Annotated in this window: 27 protein-coding genes; all 27 read right to left on the minus strand. The window is 46.7% G+C overall.

Translation table 11 applies throughout. The annotated features are described in order from the left end of the window. Positions 1–4 precede the first annotated feature (4 nt). The 27 genes from fliR to topA all read right to left on the minus strand — a co-directional run bounded on the left by fliR (position 5) and on the right by topA (position 21,952). Positions 5–772, minus strand: coding sequence for a flagellar biosynthetic protein FliR (gene fliR / locus KNQ08_RS06890; RefSeq protein WP_029342060.1), 768 nt, complete (start codon positions 770–772; stop codon positions 5–7). Further along, positions 769–1,041, minus strand: coding sequence for a flagellar biosynthesis protein FliQ (gene fliQ / locus KNQ08_RS06895; RefSeq protein ID WP_023468705.1), 273 nt, complete (start codon positions 1,039–1,041; stop codon positions 769–771). The genes fliR and fliQ overlap by 4 nt, the downstream gene beginning before the upstream one ends. Positions 1,042–1,052: 11 nt before the next feature. Continuing rightward, on the minus strand, positions 1,053–1,721 hold the full coding sequence (fliP, locus tag KNQ08_RS06900) for a flagellar type III secretion system pore protein FliP (RefSeq protein ID WP_029342061.1): 669 nt from the start codon (positions 1,719–1,721) through the stop codon (positions 1,053–1,055). After that, positions 1,718–2,209, minus strand: a complete 492-nt coding sequence (locus KNQ08_RS06905; RefSeq protein ID WP_050677472.1) for a flagellar biosynthetic protein FliO — start codon at positions 2,207–2,209, stop codon at positions 1,718–1,720. The genes fliP and KNQ08_RS06905 overlap by 4 nt, the downstream gene beginning before the upstream one ends. Then, a complete protein-coding gene (locus KNQ08_RS06910) occupies positions 2,206–2,571 on the minus strand; it encodes a response regulator (RefSeq protein ID WP_029342063.1) in 366 nt (121 codons plus the stop codon). The genes KNQ08_RS06905 and KNQ08_RS06910 overlap by 4 nt, the downstream gene beginning before the upstream one ends. A 12-nt stretch (positions 2,572–2,583) precedes the next feature. After that, entirely contained in the window at positions 2,584–3,723 is a 1,140-nt protein-coding gene (gene fliY, locus KNQ08_RS06915; RefSeq protein ID WP_214805159.1) for a flagellar motor switch phosphatase FliY, read from the minus strand. A gap of 1 nt (position 3,724) precedes the next feature. Then, positions 3,725–4,708, minus strand: a complete 984-nt coding sequence (gene fliM, locus KNQ08_RS06920; RefSeq protein WP_029342065.1) for a flagellar motor switch protein FliM — start codon at positions 4,706–4,708, stop codon at positions 3,725–3,727. A 9-nt stretch (positions 4,709–4,717) separates the two neighbouring features. Further along, positions 4,718–5,122, minus strand: a complete 405-nt coding sequence (locus KNQ08_RS06925) for a flagellar basal body-associated FliL family protein (protein ID WP_231681733.1) — start codon at positions 5,120–5,122, stop codon at positions 4,718–4,720. A 19-nt stretch (positions 5,123–5,141) separates the two neighbouring features. Beyond that, positions 5,142–5,378, minus strand: coding sequence for a flagellar FlbD family protein (locus KNQ08_RS06930; RefSeq protein WP_029342067.1), 237 nt, complete (start codon positions 5,376–5,378; stop codon positions 5,142–5,144). Further along, positions 5,375–6,229: a flagellar basal body rod protein FlgG gene (flgG, locus tag KNQ08_RS06935; protein ID WP_029342068.1), complete on the minus strand. Its 855-nt coding sequence runs from the start codon at positions 6,227–6,229 to the stop codon at positions 5,375–5,377. Before flgG ends, KNQ08_RS06930 begins: the two co-directional genes overlap by 4 nt. Further along, a complete protein-coding gene (locus KNQ08_RS06940; RefSeq protein ID WP_047393808.1) occupies positions 6,229–6,699 on the minus strand; it encodes a flagellar hook capping FlgD N-terminal domain-containing protein in 471 nt (156 codons plus the stop codon). Before KNQ08_RS06940 ends, flgG begins: the two co-directional genes overlap by 1 nt. Next, entirely contained in the window at positions 6,692–7,810 is a 1,119-nt protein-coding gene (locus tag KNQ08_RS06945) for a flagellar hook-length control protein FliK (RefSeq protein WP_133207504.1), read from the minus strand. Before KNQ08_RS06945 ends, KNQ08_RS06940 begins: the two co-directional genes overlap by 8 nt. A gap of 13 nt (positions 7,811–7,823) precedes the next feature. After that, a complete protein-coding gene (locus KNQ08_RS06950) occupies positions 7,824–8,369 on the minus strand; it encodes a MotE family protein (RefSeq protein ID WP_050677477.1) in 546 nt (181 codons plus the stop codon). Further along, a complete protein-coding gene (locus KNQ08_RS06955; RefSeq protein ID WP_214805160.1) occupies positions 8,366–8,800 on the minus strand; it encodes a flagellar export protein FliJ in 435 nt (144 codons plus the stop codon). Before KNQ08_RS06955 ends, KNQ08_RS06950 begins: the two co-directional genes overlap by 4 nt. A 12-nt stretch (positions 8,801–8,812) precedes the next feature. After that, entirely contained in the window at positions 8,813–10,126 is a 1,314-nt protein-coding gene (gene fliI / locus KNQ08_RS06960; RefSeq protein WP_214805161.1) for a flagellar protein export ATPase FliI, read from the minus strand. Beyond that, complete coding sequence (locus KNQ08_RS06965; protein ID WP_214805162.1) at positions 10,119–10,856, minus strand: FliH/SctL family protein; 738 nt, start codon at positions 10,854–10,856, stop codon at positions 10,119–10,121. The genes fliI and KNQ08_RS06965 overlap by 8 nt, the downstream gene beginning before the upstream one ends. After that, positions 10,840–11,847: a flagellar motor switch protein FliG gene (gene fliG / locus KNQ08_RS06970; protein WP_050677479.1), complete on the minus strand. Its 1,008-nt coding sequence runs from the start codon at positions 11,845–11,847 to the stop codon at positions 10,840–10,842. Before fliG ends, KNQ08_RS06965 begins: the two co-directional genes overlap by 17 nt. 4 nt (positions 11,848–11,851) lie before the next feature. Further along, a complete protein-coding gene (gene fliF, locus KNQ08_RS06975; RefSeq protein WP_231925634.1) occupies positions 11,852–13,387 on the minus strand; it encodes a flagellar basal-body MS-ring/collar protein FliF in 1,536 nt (511 codons plus the stop codon). A gap of 61 nt (positions 13,388–13,448) precedes the next feature. Further along, a complete protein-coding gene (gene fliE / locus KNQ08_RS06980) occupies positions 13,449–13,736 on the minus strand; it encodes a flagellar hook-basal body complex protein FliE (RefSeq protein WP_214723610.1) in 288 nt (95 codons plus the stop codon). 17 nt (positions 13,737–13,753) lie between these two features. Then, the gene (flgC, locus tag KNQ08_RS06985; RefSeq protein WP_029342078.1) at positions 13,754–14,152 is read right to left on the minus strand and encodes a flagellar basal body rod protein FlgC; all 399 of its coding nucleotides are present in this window, start codon (positions 14,150–14,152) and stop codon (positions 13,754–13,756) included. 3 nt (positions 14,153–14,155) lie between these two features. Continuing rightward, a complete protein-coding gene (gene flgB, locus KNQ08_RS06990) occupies positions 14,156–14,518 on the minus strand; it encodes a flagellar basal body rod protein FlgB (RefSeq protein WP_214723611.1) in 363 nt (120 codons plus the stop codon). A 250-nt stretch (positions 14,519–14,768) separates the two neighbouring features. Continuing rightward, the gene (gene codY / locus KNQ08_RS06995) at positions 14,769–15,548 is read right to left on the minus strand and encodes a GTP-sensing pleiotropic transcriptional regulator CodY (protein WP_023468725.1); all 780 of its coding nucleotides are present in this window, start codon (positions 15,546–15,548) and stop codon (positions 14,769–14,771) included. 16 nt (positions 15,549–15,564) lie between these two features. Beyond that, positions 15,565–16,938: an ATP-dependent protease ATPase subunit HslU gene (hslU, locus tag KNQ08_RS07000; protein WP_058705424.1), complete on the minus strand. Its 1,374-nt coding sequence runs from the start codon at positions 16,936–16,938 to the stop codon at positions 15,565–15,567. Continuing rightward, the gene (gene hslV, locus KNQ08_RS07005; RefSeq protein WP_023468727.1) at positions 16,931–17,482 is read right to left on the minus strand and encodes an ATP-dependent protease subunit HslV; all 552 of its coding nucleotides are present in this window, start codon (positions 17,480–17,482) and stop codon (positions 16,931–16,933) included. Before hslV ends, hslU begins: the two co-directional genes overlap by 8 nt. 14 nt (positions 17,483–17,496) lie before the next feature. Beyond that, entirely contained in the window at positions 17,497–18,375 is an 879-nt protein-coding gene (locus tag KNQ08_RS07010) for a tyrosine recombinase XerC (protein ID WP_023468728.1), read from the minus strand. Positions 18,376–18,547: 172 nt separating this feature from the next. Then, the gene (trmFO, locus tag KNQ08_RS07015; RefSeq protein ID WP_023468729.1) at positions 18,548–19,852 is read right to left on the minus strand and encodes an FADH(2)-oxidizing methylenetetrahydrofolate--tRNA-(uracil(54)-C(5))-methyltransferase TrmFO; all 1,305 of its coding nucleotides are present in this window, start codon (positions 19,850–19,852) and stop codon (positions 18,548–18,550) included. Between the two features lie 3 nt (positions 19,853–19,855). After that, positions 19,856–21,952, minus strand: coding sequence for a type I DNA topoisomerase (gene topA, locus KNQ08_RS07020; RefSeq protein WP_029342082.1), 2,097 nt, complete (start codon positions 21,950–21,952; stop codon positions 19,856–19,858). Positions 21,953–21,967 lie beyond the last annotated feature (15 nt).

The raw sequence follows: 21,967 nt of genomic DNA on the forward strand, positions 1-21,967 counted from the left end.
GTCCTTAACCTCCTAGTAATCGAATGGCGTCTGCAAGTACATCTTGCAACAATGGAACGAATCGACCGATTCCTGTGATCGTCGCTCCTGCTAATAAAAACAGAATCGCGTATCCCATTAACAGTTTGACGGAAAAACCAATCGCAAAAATGTTGAACTGGGGTGCCGTTTTCGCTAAGAAACCGAGTGCGAGATCCACTAAAAAGAGTGAAACGACAAGTGGCATCGCCATTTGTAAGGCAGTCAACATCGCAAGTCCGACGACACGGATGACAAGACTCATTCCTGCGTCGCCTGATACCGCAATCAGACTGCCCGGCGGAAAGATCTGAAAACTCGTGTAGATGCCGTCCAGTAAAATGAGATGCATATCAGAAGCGAGCAGGACGAGTAACGTCAGCATGTAATAAAATCGTCCGACGATTGGTGACTGTCCGCCAAACATCGGATCATAAGCGGAAGCCATCGCAAGACCCATCTGTAAATCAATGATCGAACCCGCAATTTGTGGGGCGTATAATAAAAAACTGGCAAGTAAGCCAAGAGCTAGACCCACTAAGACTTCCGTTCCCATCCGAAAGAAAAAATCGAAGTCTTCTACACGAACGTCCGTCTTCACGGCGTAACTCGCAAAGTAAGCAAGACCCGCCGCAAGTGCTAATTTATGTTGCGCTGGTAATTGTCTTGATGAAAACAAAGGCGCCGCAACGAGAAAACCGACGATCCGTCCAAAGACGAGCAGAAAAACACTCAGGAAAGAAAGTAATGTCATTTTCGGGAAACCTCAGCGATTTGTTTGAATAGATCAATCGTAAAGGTCTGTAACTCCTGCATAATCCAAGGTCCAAAGAAGACGAGTGCTAAAAACACGGCAACGATCTTTGGAACAAACGATAACGTCTGTTCCTGAATCTGCGTCGTCGCCTGCAAAATACTGACGAGCAGACCGACGACGAGCGAGACGAGTAACAAGGGGGCCGATACTTTGAGTAATGTCCAGACAGCAGAACTCGCCAACTGAATAATCATTTCTTGAGTCATCTTTTCTCCCCCTAACGCATACTGACGAGCAGTGATTCAACAATCAGGTGCCAGCCATCGACTAAAATAAATAACAGCAATTTAAACGGTAACGCAATCATGACTGGCGGTAACATCATCATTCCCATCGACATCAAAACACTCGAGACGACCATGTCGATGACAAGGAAAGGAATGAAGATCATGAAGCCGATTTGGAAGGCTGTCTTCAATTCACTAATCGCATATGCTGGAACGAGTGCGACGAGTGGAATATCTTCAATCTTTTCCGGTTTTTCATAATTACCGTATTTTAAGAATAGTTCTAAATCATTCGTTCGCGTGTGCTTCGACATGAAGCGTTTCATCGTATCTCCTGCTTTATCAAACGCTTCATCTTGACTAATTTTATCAGCCATGTATGGTTTTAAAGCCGTCGTGTTTAATTCCGATATGACGGGCGACATGACGAAAAGCGTAATGAATAAGGCCAGTCCGACGAGTAGCTGGTTCGGCGGCGTCTGTTGTGTTCCGAGAGCCGAACGGACGAACGACAACACGACGACGACACGCGTGAAACAAGTCATTAAGATTAGTAACGAGGGCGCCAGTGATAACAACGTCAGTAATACGAGCAGTTTAATCGATGTTGCTGTTCCTGACGGAGTATCGAGTGAGATCAGGTTTTCAATCGTATTCATGAGCGCCCTCGATTCTTCTGCAGTTGCTCGAGTTGTTGTTTGAACGTCTCAAGAAATGGTGAAGGTGCTGATTTCGAAGATGACTCTTCAAGATCCGTCGGTTCGTATCCCTCTAAATCGTCCAGCGTGTCTAAGAGTTGTACGTTCTCCCCAACACCGACGACATAAATCTTATCCTGCACTTTCACTAACTGAACCGATCGATCCTTACCAAGTGGTACACCACCTAGATGGGTCAAACGTCCGGAATGTCTGACGCCTCGCGTCCGCTCGTGAATAAAACGTGTCACGAGGATGAATCCGCCGATCAAGACGACGAGAACGACGACTCCTTTAAAGATGGTCAATGCCATGGAAGGACTCTCATCGACTTGCTGAGTCGTCGGTGCATCGTTCTTGGTTGGATTTAATTTTTCTTCGACCGTTTCAGCCTGTACAGGAAATGTCAGCAGAAACAGAAGACAAATCAGCAAAGTCACTTTTTTCATGACGAGACAGTTTTCGAGACCGCTTCAAGCACACGATCGGCTTGGAACGGTTTGACGATGAAATCTTTTGCACCTGCTTGAATCGCGTCGATGACCATCGACTGTTGCCCCATCGCTGAACACATGATGACTTTAGCGGCAGGATTGAATGCTTTGATTTCTTTAAGCGCAGAGATTCCGTCCATCTCAGGCATCGTAATGTCTAGCGTGACGAGGTCTGGTGTCAATTCCTTATACTTCGTGACCGCTTCGCGTCCGTTTTCTGCTTCACCGACGACATCATAGCCGTTCTTCGATAGAATTTCCTTGATCATCATCCGCATGAAAGCGGCGTCGTCTACGATTAATACTTTTGCACTCATATTAGTTCCTCCTTAGAACATCCGAAGACGTTCTTTTGTATTTACGATTTCCGTAATGCGTACACCGAAGTTCTCTTCGATGACGACCACTTCACCCGTTGCGATCAATGTATTGTTGACAAGAACGTCAACTGGTTCCCCTGCCAGTTTATCCAGCTCGATGACAGAACCTTGTGTTAATTCCAATATGTCACGAACGGAGCGGCGTGTCCGTCCTAACTCAACCGTGACGTTCAACGGAACATCATATAACATTCCGATATTCCCTGGCGTGCCCTCTACTTCCATCTCACCTAACTGACTAAATTGAACTGGACTGACACCGACTGGCGTTGCTTTCGGTTCAGGTGGTGGGACGACCGTTCGTTGTTCCATTGCTGGTGCCGGTGTCGGTTGCGCTTGTGGTTGTGGTTGTGGTTGTTCTGGTTGCGCTTGTGCCGTTGCTTGTGGTGCAGGTTCTGCTTGTTGGGTCGTACTCGCGCTAAAGAGTTTTTGAATCAATTGTTTCGAGAAATCCAGTGGTGCTAATTGAACGATTTTTGAATCAATCATCGTGCCAATCTTCAAATCAAACTCGATGATGACCATGTTCTCCCAAAGAGAAAAGCTATCGACGATGCTCTTATCTTGTGAAAAATCAAAAATTTCAACAGCAGGTGGTGAGATATCGATTCGCATGGAGAACACTGTCGACATCGAAGTCGCAGCAGCTCCCATCATCTGATTCATCGCTTCCTGTACAGCAGATAGAGCAATCGGATCCATCTCAAGCGATTCATCAATGACACCATCGCCTCCCATCATCAGGTTCGCGATGACAGAAGCATCTCGCTGTGTCAGGATCAGGACATTTTCTCCTTTAAATCCTTCTGTATAGCCGACACGCAACGCGACGTGCGGAATCGGATAACGACTTCGTAATTCTTCCATCGAAATCATCCGAACATGTGGTGTCGTGATTTCTACTTTTTGATTCAACAATGCCGATAAGGCCGTTGCTGAATTCCCAAGTGAGATGTTTCCGACTTCCCCTAGCGCATCGATTTCCATATCATCTAATATTTCCTCTGCGTCCGAATCTTGCGGTTCATCGTTTGATGGCGTTCCGCGTAACAACGCATCGATTTCATCTTGCGAAAGCATATCGCTCATGTTATTCCTCCTCAATTCGTTGTAAGACTTGCAAAGCGAGGTGTTTCCCGTTTAGTCCCGGTCGGGCTTTGAACATCTTCCGGTCATCGACGAATACATCGACGGCATCCGAGGCTCGCGTCTTCAGGGATAAACAATCGCCTACTTCGAGGTGTAACAATTCACCAAACGATAGCTCTGTTTGGCCGAGCACTGCTTTTAAATCGACGACGGAACTCATCAACTGCGTTTGCATGTGTTCAGACTCTTGATTATCTGCTGTCGTTCGCTTTTCTTGTTGCATCCAATAATGACTTGATAATTTCGGAAGAACGGATTCAAGGGTCACGAACGGCAAACAGACATTCAACGTACCGCTCACTTCTCCAACCGTTACGTAAATCGATACGAGGATGACCGTCTCATTCGGAGAAACGAGCTGTAGAAACTGCGGATTGATTTCTAAATCGTCGTACTCCGCCTCGACTTCCGTCACCGACTCCCAAGCGGCGCCATATTGGACGAAGGCACGTTTGAACAATTGTGTCAGAATACGCGTCTCGATTTCCGTCAAATTTTCAATCTTGTTCATCCCTTCACCCGGTCCTCCAAGTAATCGATCGAGCATCGCATAAGCAATGTTCGGATTGACTTCGAACAAGACTTTTCCATCAAGCGGATGAAGGTTCACAAGATTGATCAATGTCATGTTCGGAATAGAATGAATGAATTCATCGTACGGGAGTTGCTCGACTGTATTGACCGTGAACTGGACGTACGTCCGAAGTTGTGCAGAAAAATGCGTCGTCAACACTCGGGCGAACTGTTCATGGATACGCGTCAAATTCCGTAATTGATCTTTTGAGAAGCGAAGCGCTCGTTTAAAGTCATAGACTTTGACACGGCGCTGCTCCTCTTGGCTTCGGATTTCCTCGACTTCCATATCTCCGCTTGAAATGGCTGATAGCAAGGCATCGATTTCATGTTGGGATAATACTTCGCTCATGCTGCCACCTCACTGGATGATTTTTTTCGTCGTATAGACACGCTGTACATCACCTTCTTGGATGAGCTTCTTGAACTGCATCCGTAACCGTTCTTCGAGCTTCTCCATATCCGCTTTTGAGTCTAAGTCCGACTTTTTCATCGCAGATAAATCACCTAAGATGATGTTATTAATTTGAAACTTTCGTAATTCTAAATCATCACGCGTTGCTTGATCGTCCGTAACGATCGTGAATTGGACATTCAAGAACCGTTCGTCTGCGATGTTCGTCGTCAAGTCGTCTGTCTGAAGACTTCGTGCATCAAGTTCTTCACCCGTCGGCTGTTCGACTTTTGCTTCTGTCGTATCATTAGCTAAAAAGTAATTCATGATCATATAACCTGCCCCAACCATCAGTGCTGCGACAATGATCATGATTAAAGGGATTTTTAGTTTACTCTTCTTCTTTTCCTCGGCCATCTTCGAGCCTCCTTACACTGTTCAAGCCCGCTAATCCGATTTGTTGATAAAAAGCGATTGCGATTGCCTTGACCTCTTCTATTGATTCCTTCACGACATAAATCTGTCCGCCAACAAGTTGAATCGTCGTATCCGGAGTGGAACGGACAGATTCAATCAGAATAGCGTTTAGTACGAGTGGTGCATTACGTAATGTCGTTAGCGTAATCATCGTTTCAGGTTGACCAATTCCTCAAGAACTTGGTCAGAAGTCGTAATGATTCGCGTATTCGCTTGGAAACCACGTTGGGCAATGATCATCTCCGTGAATTCTTCTGATAAATCGACGTTTGACATTTCGAGCGTTCCAGATGTCAATTGACCCATTCCGTTCAAGCTCGGTGTTCCAAGTACTGGCTCACCTGAGTTTTGCGACGCTGCGAACACGTTGACACCTGATTTTTCTAAACCACCTGGGTTAGCAAAGTTCGCGATCGTGATATAACCGACGTTTTGTAATGCTCCTGTCGTATCGACGTAAGTGACGAGACCGTCTTTACCGATTGATAAGTTACGTGCATCCGTTGGTACTTTTAGTTTTTGGAATCCTGCGCCACCTGCTTCCGGAAGGGGTACCGGTGGTGTCTCGCCATCTGCAATTGCTTGAGAGTCACTACCAATCAAATAGTTTCCGTCGCCGGTAACCAAGTTTCCTTCAAGATCGGTATAGAAGTTACCTGAACGGGTATAACGAATCCCTTCCGCCGTGACGACTTGGAAAAATCCTTCCCCAGAAATCCCGACATCGAGGACGCGACCCGTATTTTGAAGCGCACCTTGGTTATACACATTATCGACTGTTGACATCGATGCTCCGAGACCGACCTGTTTTGGGTTCGTTCCACCGACATTGCCACCAGCACCGGATGATGAACCAACCGATTGGCTGACGAGATCCTTAAACGTCACCCGTCCTTTTTTATAACCGAACGTGTTGACGTTCGCGATGTTATTCCCGACGACATCCAGTTTCGTCTGGAAGTTCTTAAGCCCACTGATTCCTGAATACATTGAACGTAACATTATTTTTCCTCCTTTGATTGAATCTGCGTCAACTCGTATACACTAATCTGTTTTCCGTTCGATAGTTCGGCCATGATATCCAGCCCATCCCGTTTTACACTAACGACACTGGCTGTCTCTTCGACGGTCGTCGTCTGTTCTGCTCCAGAAGCATCGGTCGTCTTTGACTCGGCTTCATAACTGACGTTCTTACCAATCAGATTGCTGTAGGATAATAACGCCGTCGCATGTTGGTTCAAGACCATCGTGTCCATCGTCTTCCCGATTGCTTGCATCTGTTCAAGTGAAGAAAACTGCGCCATCTGAGCAATGAAATCCTTATCTTCCATCGGTGCCGTCGGGTCCTGATTCGACAGCTGGGCAATCAGAATTTTCATGAACATATCTTTATCCATTGCTTTATTCGTCGGTACTTGTGACTTTTCAGGAAGCTGGTATGAAGTACCCTCTGTTTTGATTGCATCAGTCATCGTCTTCCTCCTCTTCTTCCTCTACTGGAGCGGGTGTTTCTTGATAAGGGGACTCATGCTCCTGCTGATCTCGTGTGAAGGACTGTTGAAACTCCCGTGCACTAGATGCGATCATCCCCGTCTCGATCTTCACGACCGGCGTCTGCTGGTGTAAAGCTGTCTGCAATTTTCCGAGTTGTTGCTCGATCGATTGTTTCGCTTGTTCAGTACTCGCAAACAGTTTGATGGTCAATGCCCCCTCCTTACGATCGAGTTGAACGACGACCTCTCCAAGCTGCTCTGGATAAAGACGAATCGACAATCGAGTTGACCCGTCAGCACCTTTTAAGAACGGTGCCTGTTGAAGTGCAGCTTCAATCCGTTGTTGAATCTGTTCTGGTACGGGTAGCGGCACTGGACGAATCGTTTGCAACGGGGTACCCTTGTAAATCGGCATGCTCATTGGAGTCAGCGCGGCTTTTCCTTCTGGATCAACGGGCATGGTCGCTTTTCGCATGAGTGAAGCGAATGCCAACGGAAGCGGTGTCTTTCCTTTTGCCTGCTCAGCTACAGCTACAGTGTCCGACTTGAGCGCTTCGACAATAGGACCAGTTTGCGGGAGCGTCTGTTTCACAGGCAACGCGGAAATGTCTCCTTCAATCGTAGTAAGTAATGGTTGTTTTAAGTTGTTCGTATGATGATCTTTCATTTTGATCGTATCGTTCGTTACTGTCTGCAAGACGACTTGCTGAAGCAATGGTGGCAATTGATCGAACTGATTTTTCGCCTGCTCGACATTTCCCTCAAGCAATTGTTTGACGAACGCTAGTAATTGTTCCATTTTCTTCGGTTCTTGTTTTAACGCCTCTACTTCCGGTTGTTTCAGTAAAGAGAGAAGATCGTCCGGTTGATCTACGAGTTCTTGTATCCAATCCGGTAATAGTGGTGTCTCCACTTTCGTCTCGAGTGCTGTCAAATCAGCTGAGACCGGTGACGATGACGTTGTTGGTAACTTCGTCAGATAATCCAGTAACGAAGCAAATTGACCACCAACCGTGGTCATCTCTCCTTTTTTCCCTGTTCCAGTATTCAAGTTCGGGGAGGATGATTGTATTACTTCCGTCATGTTCATCTGGCTTCCCTCCTTACTTCGTCGCGAGTAGCTGTGTTAAGGCCGCCGCTTTTTTAGCATCCATCTTGGCAATGATCGCCGCCTGTTGTTCCGCATCGATGTCCTCGATGATCGGTACGACTTCTGTCGGACTGAGTTCGTTTAAGATGAGCGCAGCATCCTTTGGTGCCATTTCAGCATAGACATCTGTCACAGATGCTGCTTTTTTCTTCGTCGTCTTCGTTTGATCCGTCGTCGCGGGCGTCGGTGTTTGTTTTAAACGATCCCGTTCTGCAATCAAACGTTCGACTTCCTGTTCTTTAGCTTTTAAAGTATCCGATTGTTCCTTGCTTTGATTGCGTAGTTTCTTGATTTCTTGATTCGCTACTTTCAGACGACGTTCGAGTTCTGCTGACGGATTTGCTTGATTCGTAGTCGTTTTTTCCGTTGCGAACGGTAAGGATAGCAATGGACGTCCATTCGCATAATTTAATACGAAATAAGCTGTCAGCAAGATTAAAATCAAAGGGATGATCAATAAAGGTAAGATCCATCCTTTTGACGTTTTATTTTCACTCATATCATCCGTCCTCTTCCAAACTGTAACAATGCCAGTTCATCTAATTGATTTTGTTCCGTCAATGCCTCGATTCGTTTCGTTTCAACCGTATGATTCTCTTGCAGACGACTAAACTTCTTCTCCTCGATCAACGCTCGTTCAAGTGCTTCCTGTGTGCGTTCATAGCGATTTTTCGATTGTGTCACGTACAGTTGTTGCCGTTCGATTTCTTGCTTCACGACATCTCGAGCCCGCTCCCGATATTGCGAAGACGTTAATTCGACGATGCCAATCTCATCTTGCGCTTTCAGAAAGGATTCATATCGGACGAGCAGATGGTATAGTTTTTCGACTTCAATCTCATATTGTTTTTTATGAAGGTTCAATTCTTTTGCGACGCGATCTTTCTCTGCTTCAGCCAAAGGAATGATTCGTTCATAAATCGTCTTCATCTTCCGTCCTCCTTACTGAATCGTTGCCATGAGTTGCTGACAATCTTTTTCGAAGTCACTGTCTTCATGGATTTGTTGTTTTAAAAAACGGATCAGCTCCGGATATTTATCAACGGCACGATCAATTTCTGGGTTCGTCCCTTTTTTGTAGGCACCGATATTGATTAAGTCTTCCGAATCAAGATACGTCGATAACAGCTGGCGAAATGCGACGGCAGCTGTCTTTTGTTCAGCAGTCGTAATTTGATTCATGACACGACTGATGGATCGTAAGACATGAATCGCCGGAAACTGTCCTTTGTTCGCAAGATTACGATCAAGAACGAAATGACCATCTAAGATCCCTCGTACAGCGTCAGCAATCGGTTCATTCATGTCGTCTCCATCGACGAGCACAGTATAAAAAGCCGTAATCGACCCATCTTGCGTTTTCCCGCTACGTTCGAGTAACTGAGGAAGAAGAGCAAAAACGCTTGGTGTATATCCTTTTGACGCAGGCGGTTCACCTGTCGCAAGACCAATTTCTCGTTGTGCCATCGCAAAACGTGTGACAGAGTCCATCATCAAGACCACATTCTTACCCTGATCCCGAAAGTGTTCAGCGATAGCTGTTGCCGTATAGGCGCCTTTTAGACGAACAAGTGGCGGTTGATCACTTGTCGCTACGACCAAGATGGAGCGTTTCATTCCTTCTTCACCGAGTTCTGCCTCCACGAATTCCTTGACTTCGCGTCCTCGTTCACCAATCAAGGCAATGACGTTGATGTCTGCTGTAGATCGTTTTGCAATCATACCGAGTAGTGTCGACTTCCCAACTCCTGATCCTGCAAATAAACCAACGCGTTGCCCTTGACCGACTGTTAGTAGCCCATCGATGGCACGGATGCCCGTCGAGAGAACATCACTGATACGAGGTCGCTCCAACGGACTAGGTGGTTTACGAACGATTGATGTCGTACGTAAATTTTCTAATGACTCCCCATCCAGTGGTCTCCCTAGACCATCGAGCACCTTACCGATCAGTTCATCCCCTACAGGGACGTGGAGTGGTTTTCCTGTCGCAAGAACGATCGAGCCTGGAGCAATCGATGTCGTTTCACCGTACGGCATAAGTAGGACGTGACCTTCTCTAAAACCGACGACTTCCGCTTCAATCGTCTGCCGTTGTTGAATTTGGATCAAACAACGCTCGCCGATTGCGACAGCCGTTGGTCCACGTGATTCAATCATCAATCCAATCACTTGTACGACCTTTCCGGAATGCTGAACGAGTTCTTCCGGACGAATTTCTCGAACTGCGGCTTGAATCGCATTTACGTTAAACATGATGTAAAACCTCTTTGATTTTGGTTTGTAGGGCTTCAAAGCCACTTGTCAAACCACCTGTGATTGCTCCATTCTCCGAGTCGATCCGATAATCGCGTGCTTTAAGCGCTGGATCAAATCGTAATTGAATCGTCGCATTAGCACCTAGAACACCTTGGAGCTGCTCTTCAAGCAGAACGACCCGTTCAAAATCCGCTGGTGAAGCGTAGATAATGATCTTTTCACGATCTCGGAACTGAATGATCAACTGATGTAATAATTGGTATAATGCCTCTTCTTCTTCATCGTGTAACTGCTCTAGAAACTGATGCGTCACCTGGAGTCCAAGAACACACAATTCATGCTCCAATCGCATCAATCGCTCTTGATTTTGCTCTTCGATTCGTGCAGTAAACGTATTTGTCGTTGCGATTTGCTCTTCGAACGTTGCTTGTCCTTCCGCACGTCCTGTTTCAAATCCAGCCTGGTGTCCTTCTTTATATCCTCGTTGACGTGCTTCCTCTAATGCCTGAAGACGCTCTTGTTCAAACTCACGCTGACGCTGTTCAAACTCTAGAACCATCGTCTGGCGAAGACGTTCTAGTTCAGCGTGACCTTCTGCCATCCGCTCTTCATAGAACGTATCTGGAACGATTGCCGATTCTTCCTGAGCATTTCGGACTTGAACGAGTGTTCGTTCCTGTCGTTCAATCACAGCTTGTCTTTTGATGACGTTAGACAACAATATCATCTCCTCCACCACGAGCCACGACGATCTCACCCATGTCTTCTAAGCGGCGGATGATTCCGACGATTCGACTTTGCGCTTCTTCGACGTCTCGGAGACGAACAGGACCCATGAATTCCATATCCTCTTTGAACGATTCGACCATCCGTTGTGACATGTTGCGGTAGACCATATCCTTGACGTCGTCTGACGATACTTTGAGTGCCAACAGTAGATCTTCGTTCGATACTTCGCGAATGATGCGCTGAATCGCCCGTGCATCGAGCGTGACGATATCTTCGAAGACGAACATCCGTTTTTTGATCTCTTCTGCGAGTTCCGGATCCTGAATCTCGAGCGTATCGAGGATCGTTCGTTCCGTTGTCCGGTCGACCCCGTTCAATACTTGAACGACCGCCTCGATACCGCCAGACTGCGCAAAATCTTGCATACCTGCTTGTGACAGATTCCGTTCGAGAATTTGCTCTACTTCGCTAATGATCTCCGGGTTCATTCTGTCCATCGTCGCAATCCGCCGTGCTACATCGGATTGTGCTTCTGCCGGTAGCTCCGAGAGAATCTGTCCTGATTTGGCAGGATCAAGATGGGCAAGAACAAGCGCGATTGTTTGCGGATGTTCATTTTGAATGAAGTTCAATAGCTGTTTTGGGTCTGCCTTTCGTGCAAACTCAAACGGTCGGACTTGTAACGTCGATGTCAGGCGATAGATGAGTTCCATCGCCTTTTCTTCACCTAGCGCCTTCTCAAGAACCGATTTAGCAAACCCAATTCCACCTTGAGTGATGTAGTTTTGCGCCATCGCTAGTTCATGAAACTCATCGAGAACGACTAACTTATCTTCTGGGTCGACTCGTTTCATACTTGAGATTTGAAGGGTCAACCATTCCATCTCTTCTTCCGATAAATGTTTATATACACTGGCAGCGACTTCAGGACCTAACGAAATCATGAGAATCGCAGCCTTTTCCCGACTGTTCATTTCTAGCTTCTTCATCTCATCAATCCTCCGCTAACCAAGTACGTAATAATTTCGCAAACTCATCCGGATTGGATTCAGCGAGTTTTTCAAGCTGTTTGCGTTTGACTGCACCATCGCTCGTATCTTCTGTTGATAATTCCGGAATTTCCGTCTCAATCGGTGTCCATTCCTCAAGTTCTTCGATTTCATTCGCTCTCCGTCGACGCATGAGGAGGATGACTGCTCCAATGACGAGGATTGCCGCTCCACCAAGGGCGAACCAAACCCACATCGGTGTTGCCGTCGTCGTTTTCGTCGCTGCCGTCGTTTCCGCGAACGGTCGAGACATGACAACGACCTTATTGGCAAGTTCTGCATCCGTCAGCGTTGCTTTCGCATCTGTCTTCGTTAATGATGTCCGGATGATAGAGTACATCATCGTCTGTAAGTCAGTTTGTAGTTGTGGATCGATCTGATTCTGACCTTTTGGTGGCTCGACGATGATTTGAATTCCTAAATCACGAATCTCGTAAGGAGCTCCTGTGATTTGTTTTGTGATTCGATTGACTTCATAGTTGATGATATCGTGTGTTTTCTCACTCGTATCACCCGTCGTTCCAGTACCCGCCGGGAAATTCGTCGTCTCATTTTGCCCCGTACCTGCTGTACCAGCATTTGCAGATCCTGTATACGCTTCTGCTACTTTTTCAGCAGACGTGACGATCCCTTCGATTTTATCGGGATCTACTGGCTCAACAAGCTTTTGTTCTTCCTGACGTTTCGTGACATCGACATCTGCCGTGACTGAAACGAGTGCTTTTTGTGGACCGAGAACGACAGATAGCATCTGCTGAATCTGCTTGCGTAAATCGTTTTCCGTCGTTTTCTTCAGCGCCATCGGATCGGTTCCACCCGCCGTTTGCGTAGCAGATCCTGGCTCGTAATACGTAAAATACTGATCCATGATCGTAATGTTTTCTTCTTTAAGGTTCGGAATACTCTTTGCAATCAAATGATACAACCCTTGAACCGTCTGATTGTTAAGATTACTCCCCGCGCTAGAAGTCAAGACGACAGAAACCGTTGAAGATTCCTTTTCATCAGATAGAAAAACACTCTTCTCCGGGAGAGTGATCATGACTTTTGCTGACTCGATCCCATTAACTTGTGTGATCAAGTTTTCAAGTTCCGTCTGCATCGTATCGCGTTCGAGAATGTTCATTTCTTTATCCGTCGTTCCGAATCCAGCGTTTTCACTGAAGAAGGAATAGTCGATTTGACCGGATTTTGGTATACCAGCCGTCGCTAATTCGACTTTTAAGTTTTCAACGTTTGCTTCTGGAACAAGTATCGTCACGCCATTTGCTTCAGTGACGACTTCCGATGCGATTCCATCTTCATTTAGCTTTTCCGTCACTTGCCCCGCCTCTTGAGGGGATAGCTTCGAATAAAGAGGCGTCATTGTTGGTTTAGATAACCAGATGATCGCAACAATCAACGCCGCTAAAACGACGACGATGATTCCTAAAATCGTCGCCTTCTTCGCAAGTGACCATTCTTTCCATGTCGTATTCATTGCTCCCAATCGAGCTTTTAAACGTTCGTTCATTCAACATCTCCCACGCTTTCCTTAACAGTCACAGTTGCATACGCATCATTTCTTGGTATGCTTCGATGCCTTTGTTACGGACTTCAAGGGCGAGTTGCATAGAAAGCGATGCTTCTTCTGTTTTAATCATGATGTTATGTAGATCCGTCGTCTTTCCTGTCGCGAGATCGACGCGCGCTTGAGATGAGGCATGTTGCGTTGCATTCAGTCCGTTCATCGCCTCGCTGAGCACCTCACTAAAATCACTTGGTGTCGTCTTAGCGACTGTCTGCATGGGTAGTACCATCTGCATGTTTTGAATTGGTTGAATTGCCATCTCTTCATCTCCTCTACTTATTTACCAATCTCCATCGCTTTGACGAGCATCGCTTTTGTCGCGTTCAAAGCCGTTACGTTCGCTTCGTAAGAGCGTGTCGCGCCCATCATGTCGACCATTTCTTTTAAGATATCGACATTAGGCATCTTGACGTACCCGAGTTCATCCGCATCTGGATGCGTCGGATTATATTCTAATTTGAATGGTTCAGGATCCTTTTTCAATTCACTGACCGTGACACCATTGGCGGTCTCTTTTAACACAGCGAGTTTTCTCGCATACGGTTGCCACTGTCCATTGACGAGCTCACCTCGTGTCGTTTGAGCATTCGCGATGTTCGCCGAGACTGTATCGAGCCGCAAACGCTGGGCAGTTAAACCGGACGCAGACGTATGAAATCCGTTGAACATACTCATCGATTACTTTCCTCCTCGGATAACAGACTGGATGCCAGAGAATTTACGATTCAACTGTTCGACCAACGCCTCGTACTCAATTTGATTGCGTGATAATTCAGACATCTCAAGGTCGATATCAACACCGTTTCCATCGTTGCGCATCGTATTCGGTCGATCAACGATGCTACCAGAAGTTCCAATCGTTGCGTGTCGTTTTAAACTCATTTTCATCTCTGAATCGAGCACATCTCCAAACGTGACTCGCTTTGCCTTATACCCGGGCGTATCGACATTCGCGATGTTTTTAGCGATGACTTCCTGTGCCATGACCGTTCGATTGACAGCTTGTGTCATTAAATTATAGTCAGACCCTAACCAATTCATCTTCTTTCCTCCACTCGTGGAAACTATATTCAAAATCACGACAAAAAGTAAGTCGTTAGTAACATATCTGAAATAATTGAAACAAATAGGTCAATGTTTGAAAAGAAGTTTTTTGAAAAATAGGGTAATGAGATGTTAATATTCTGTTTTTTATTCCCTTTTCTTATAAAAATGATAAATAATACCTAGTCAAACAAAAAAGACCTAGTGCTTAACTAGGTCTTCTCTCTATAAGCAGCAATTCCCTTTTTTAGTTCGATTTAATTCGTTCTAATTCATATAGGAAATTATCGTTTAAGATTTTGATGTATGTCCCTTTCATCCCGAGCGAACGTGACTCGATGACTCCTGCACTTTCGAGCTTACGAAGCGCATTGACGATGACGGAACGCGTGATACCGACGCGATCGGCAATCTTTGAAGCGACGAGTAATCCTTCATTTCCTTCCAGCTCTTCGAAGATATGCTCAATCGCTTCAAGTTCTGAATAAGACAATGAATTGATCGCCATCTGAACGACCGCTTTCTTGCGTGCTTTATCTTCCGCCTCATGAGCCTTTTCACGAAGGATCTCCATCCCGACGACTGTCGCACCATACTCCGCAAGCACGAGGTCTTCTTCGTTGAAGTCTTCTACCATACGACCGAGAACAAGTGTACCAAGGCGTTCGCCACCACCGATGATTGGTACGATCGTCGTCTTTGACGTTTCGAACGTATCACGGTTATCGACCGGGAATGCCGTATGTTCGCTATCGATGGCAATGTTTGCTGTTGTTTCAGTGACGTTAAATAATTTTTTCGTATAATCTTCCGGGAATTGACGTTCTTCTAAGAAACCACGGACCCGGTCATTTTCGATTTGTTGCTTGATTGCGATACCTAGTAACTTACCGCGCCGACTTACGATGAATGTGTTCGATTCCATGACTTCGCTGAGTCGATCAGCCATGACCTTGAAATCAACATGTGTGCTCGCTTCTTGTTGTAACATCGTATTCAGCTTCCGCGTTTTCGCCAATAAATTCATTTTTTCTTCCTCCACTTTATAAGATGAACTGACTTAAGTCTCGATCATCCGCTACTTTTCCAACTCGATCCGTCACGTATTGTGGCGTGATCGTTACATCCGTCTCCGGCATGTCTGCTGCTTCGAAGGATAATTCCTCAAGGACCCGCTCCATGATTGTATACAAGCGTCGCGCTCCGATATTATCCGTCTCATCGTTCACTTGTGCAGCAATCCGTGCGATTTCACGAATGGCTTCTTCTGTAAAGGTGACATGAACGTGTTCTGCCCCTAATAATGCTTTATATTGTTTGAGTAATGCTTGATTCGGTTCAGTTAAAATCTTAACAAAGTCATCTTCTGTCAAACTGTCGAGTTCGACACGGATCGGAAAACGACCTTGGAGTTCAGGAATCAGATCAGATGGTTTTGCCATATGGAATGCACCCGCAGCGATGAACAAGATGTGATCCGTCTTGACTGGACCATATTTCGTAACGATCGTCGATCCTTCAACAATCGGTAAGATGTCTCGCTGAACACCTTCTCGTGAAACACCAGCTGAGTCATGTCCTTTTGTCGCAATCTTATCGATCTCATCGACGAAGATGATACCCATCTGTTCTGCACGGCGGACAGCTTCGTCATGGACTTCGTTCAAGTCAAGCAATCGTTCTGCTTCTTCCGCTGTTAAAATCGGACGTGCTTCCTTGACTGTAAGCTGACGCTTCTTCGTTTTCTTCGGCATAACTTGTCCGAGCATATCCTGAAGATTCGCAAGCCCCTCCATACCTTGTTGCCCAGAGAATAAATCCACTTGACGTTCTTCGACATCGACCTCGATCATTCGATCCTCGAGTTGCCCCGTCAGCAATTGCTGACGAAGTAACGAACGGTCGGCTGTCGCTTCCGATGTATCTGGCTCTTGTTGCTTTTGGTTACCACCGAACAACATTTCAAACGGATTCGTTCCACCACCAAGACCAGATGACGATTTTTTACCAGACAACGCATCAACGATTCGTTCGTTCGCCACTGCTTCCGCTCGATCCTTAAGCGCTTCTTTTTTCTCATCTTTGACAAGACGTAGAGACGCTTCCACGAGATCCCGCACCATTGACTCCACATCACGACCGACGTACCCTACTTCCGTGAACTTCGTCGCTTCGATTTTGACGAACGGCGCACGGACGAGTTTCGCGAGGCGTCGCGCAATTTCAGTCTTTCCGACTCCGGTCGGTCCGATCATCAGGATATTCTTCGGTGTGACTTCATCCCGCATCGATGCATCGAGTAGTTGTCGACGGTACCGATTACGTAAAGCAATCGCCACCGCACGTTTAGCATCCGCTTGTCCGATGACATGTTCATTTAACTTCTCGACGATTTGTCTTGGCGTCAATTCATGCATGGTCATTGCCTCCGATCGTTTCTAGGATGATTTGATCGTTCGTAAAGACACAGAGTTCACCAGCCGTCTCAAGAGCTGCGCGGGCGATCTCCTCTGCTGTGAGATGACTTGCGTGTCGAGCTAACGCGCGACCTGCTGCAAGCGCATAATTACCACCTGAACCGATTGCGAGAATGCCGTCATCCGGTTCGATGACTTCCCCGTTTCCGGATACAAGTAAGAGATGTGTTCCATCCATGACGAGTAAGAGTGCTTCTAGTTGACGCAACATCTTATCGCCTCGCCATTCCTTCGCCAGCTCAACTGCTGCCCGTTGTAAGTTCCCGTTATACATTTCAAGCTTCGCTTCGAATTTTTCAAAGAGTGTGAACGCGTCCGCGACACTTCCAGCAAATCCGGCAATGACTTTGCCACCATAGAGGCGCCGTACTTTTTTCGCACTTTTCTTCATGATGACTTGGTTTCCGAAAGTCACCTGTCCGTCTCCGCTCATCGCGGATTGTCCGTTATGTTGAATCGCAAAAATCGTCGTTGCATGAAACATCAATGTTTCCTCCCTTAGGCACGAGGATGTGCTTGTTGATAAACATGTCGTAAGCGTTCCGTCGTTACGTGTGTATACTGACCAGTCGTCGACAGCGATGCGTGTCCAAGTAACTCCTGGACCGCTCGCAAATCGGCGCCTCTTTCCAGTAAATCTGTCGCGAAACTATGACGAAGCGCATGTGGTGTCACATGTTTCCCAACGAGTTGTTCCCCTTTTTTCATGATTTTCCGAATCGCATCCGTCGTCAATCGACGCCCTGAATGAGACAAGAACAACGCTTGCTCATGACCTGCGACTGGATCTCGTGATGGTAAGTACAGTTCTAATGCATCTTTAGCAAAGGTTCCAATCGGTGCGATGCGTTCCTTCCCACCTTTTCCATACACATGGACGTAGGAGTGATCAGTCGCGAGATCACGAAGATCTAGTTGAACGACCTCGCTGACCCGCATACCCGTCGCATATAAAAGTTCTACTAACGCCACATTCCGGTTACCAAGCGTATCACTCGATCGAAAGGCATCGAGGAAACGTTCATATTCCGTTGGGACGAGGAATGTCGGAAGTCCTTGTTGTCGTTTTGGTGCTTTTAATCCATCGAATGGATTAGGCTCATCGGTGTCACGTGTCAAAAAACGACCAAATTGTTTGAGGCAGGAAACTTTTTGTGCAATCGTCGCCCGCGCCAGCTCCTGATCGTAAAGAGCATACAAATAACGCCGTGCACTTGCCAATTCAATCGATCGTAACTGATGATCGCGGCAAAAAGCGGCGTATTGTCGAAGTGTTTGATCATAAGAGCGACCTGTATTCGGAGATAATTGACGTTCAATATGAACATACCGCATGAAATCTTCTAGCAGTCGCTCAAAAGCAGTGTCTATCCCCATGAATGCGCCCCCTTCTGACCATTTCATTCTCGAATCGCCCTTAGCATAGCACAGACCAAGTAGTCTGACAATAGACCAAAAACCGAAAAATTAACGAAATTATCACGCTTTTATGACAAATTAAGAAATGGGGAGAAAGAGCGCTGAATCACGCCTTTCTCCCCATCAACAATCACATATCCGTGAAATCTTTGATTGCTTCAAGTGCTCGCTCTGCGTAGAGCGCATACTTCTCAGGTTTTTTCATCCGAACCGGATGACCGACGAGTGCTGGTACCAATCCGAAGTTGGCATTCATTGGCTGGAAGTTCTTCCCTTCCGTCGTCGTGATATAGTGCGACATCGCACCCATCATCGTTTCCTGCGGGAACGTAACCGGTTCCGCCTCATTGACGAGACGTGCCGCGTTGATTCCTGCCGTTAAGCCGGACGCTGCTGACTCGACGTACCCTTCGACACCTGTCATTTGACCAGCAAAGAACAAGTCGTCACGTGTACGTGTCTGATACGTTGGCTTTAACAAATTCGGTGAGTTGACGAACGTGTTACGGTGCATGACACCATAACGGACGATTTCTGCATTCTCAAGACCAGGAATCAAGCGAATGATCCGCTTTTGTTCGCCCCATTTCAAATGTGTCTGGAAGCCGACAAGGTTGAACAATGTTCCAGCTGAGTTATCCTGACGCAATTGAACGACAGCATATGGTCGTTTGCCTGTCTTCGGATCTTCAAGTCCGACTGGCTTCATTGGTCCGAACAAGAGTGTTTTCGGTCCGCGAGAAGCGAGAACTTCAAATGGCATACAGCCCTCGAAGTAAATCTCTTTTTCAAATTCCTTCAGTGGAACGACTTCCGCATTGATCAGCTCATCATAGAAGAGCTGGAATTCTTCTTCCGTCATTGGACAATTCAAGTAGGCAGCTTCACCTTTATCATATCGTGATTTCAGGTAAACCTTCTCACGATCGATCGTGTCTCCATCGAGAATCGGTGCCGCTGCATCGAAGAAGTATAGGTAATCTTCACCTGTGAATTGTTTAAGTGATTCCGATAATGCCGCACTCGTCAACGGACCCGTCGCGACGATCGTCGGACCATCTGGAATCGCTTCGATTTCTTCATGATGGACTGTAACGTTCGGGTGGTTTTTCAACGTTTCCGTCACATATCCTGCGAAGTCATGCCGATCGACAGCAAGTGCTCCACCTGCTGGAACGCTCGCTAAGTCTGCTGCTTTCATGATCAAGGAATCGAGCTGACGCATCTCTTCCTTTAAGACACCAACTGCGTTCGTTAACTGGTTCGCTCGAAGTGAGTTCGAACAGACGAGTTCAGCGAATTGGTCTGTATGGTGCGCGGGTGTCTGTTTGACAGGCCGCATTTCATATAAATCTACTTGTACGCCGCGTTTTGCAAGTTGCCATGCTGCTTCAGAACCTGCAAGTCCCGCGCCGATTACCGTTACACGTTTCAACGGTCATTCCTCCTCTTGCTCCTGATCGATGCGTGTTTCATGATGTCCACAAGATGTACATTCTACTTTCACACCGTTCTTGATTTTCTTTTGTACCATCATACTACTACATACCGGACATGGTTCTTCGACCGGTTTATCCCATGAGACGAACTCACACTCCGGATAGTTCGAACAACCGTAGAACAAACGTCCTTTTTTACTACGACGTTCGACGATGTCGCCCGTTCCACATGTCGGACACTTCACACCGATCTCGACTTGGATCGGTTTCGTGTTACGACACTCTGGGAAGTTCGAGCACGCCATGAACTTGCCATAACGCCCCATCTTGATGACCATCGGATGACCACAGACTTCACAATCTTCTCCAGCCGGTTCATCTTTGATTTCAATCTTCTCGATTTCTGCTTCTGCTCGTGTCAGACGTTTTGCAAAGGACTTATAGATTGGATCGACGACTTCCGTCCACTGCATGTCACCTTTTTCGATCGCATCGAGTAAAGCTTCCATGTCTGCCGTGAACTGGACAGTGATGAACTCTTGGAAATAGTCGCTGATCATATCGATGACGAGTTCACCGAGTTCCGTTGGTAAGAATTTCTTCTCTTCAAGCGTCACGTAACCCCGTTTTTGAATCGTATCGAGCGTCGGCGCATACGTCGACGGACGACCGATACCGAGCTCTTCCATCGCCCGGACAAGACGTGCTTCCGTATAACGTGGCGGTGGTTGTGTGAAGTGTTGTTTCGGTTCGATTGCTGATTGTTTCAACTCTTCCCCTTCATCGAGTGGAGGAAGTAGTCCTTCCTTGACGTCTGAAACCGCCTCATCGTCCGTATCTTCGATGTAGACCTTCATGAAGCCCGGGAATTTAACGGTCGACCCGTTCGCACGGAACGTGACGTCGTTCGAGACGAGATCGATTTTGACAGTATCGAGAATCGCTGGCGCCATCTGGCTTGCGACGAACCGTTCCCAAATTAGTTTATATAAGCGGAACTGATCACGCGATAAATACGATTTGACGAGTTGTGGCTCGCGCATCGTCGAAGTCGGACGAACCGCTTCGTGTGCATCTTGTGAGTTCGCTGATTTCTTTTCTTTACGTTTCTCGCTTGCGATGTATTCTTTTCCGTACGCCTGCTCAATGAACCCGTGTGCTTCGAGATTCGCCGAATCTGACGTCCGTGTCGAATCGGTACGCATATACGTAATCAAACCGACTGTACCTTCTTTTCCAATTTCGATTCCTTCGTATAGCTGTTGTGCGATCATCATCGTCTTCTTCGCTCGGAAGTTCAGCTTACGTGCTGCCTCCTGTTGCAAAGAACTCGTCGTAAACGGTAACGCCGGATTCCGTTTCCGCTCTTTTTTCGTGACGGAATCAACTGTAAAGTCTTCTGAGAGTTGATTCAAGATTTGATCGACTTCTTCTTGCGAATGAAGTTCACGCTTCTTGCCATCGACTCCGTAGAAGTTCGCTTCGAGCTTTTCACCGTTTGCATCGAGTTCGAGTTTGATCGTCCAGTATTCTTCAGGCATGAACGCATTGATTTCTTGTTCACGATCGATGATCATCTTGACGGCAACGGATTGAACGCGTCCCGCAGATAACCCTTTTTTAATCTTCTTCCATAATAACGGACTCATGCTGTAACCAACAAGGCGGTCCAAGATACGACGGGCTTGCTGCGCATCGACAAGATCATAGTTGAGCTTGCGTGGTCGCTTGAACGAATCCTTGATGGCATCTTTCGTGATTTCATTGAAGACGACGCGGCACTCCGTTGATTCATCAACGCCTAATGCTTTAGCTAAATGCCATGCGATCGCTTCCCCTTCACGGTCGGGGTCGGCTGCGAGATAGATTTTTTGTGCTTTTTTCGCAGCTGTCTTGAGTTCTTTTAAGACCGGACCTTTACCACGGATCGTGATATATTTCGGTTCATAGTCATGTTCGACGTCGACTCCCATTTGGCTTTTCGGCAAGTCAATGACGTGCCCCATCGACGCTTTCACGGTATAGTTGGATCCGAGATAACGTTTAATGGTTTTTGCCTTAGCGGGTGACTCGACGATTACTAGATATTTTGCCATTGCAATCGCTCCCTA

The sequence above is a fragment of the Exiguobacterium sp. s46 genome, from assembly GCF_018618875.1.
In the GTDB taxonomy this organism is placed as follows: Bacteria; Bacillota; Bacilli; order Exiguobacteriales; family Exiguobacteriaceae; genus Exiguobacterium_A; species Exiguobacterium_A abrahamii.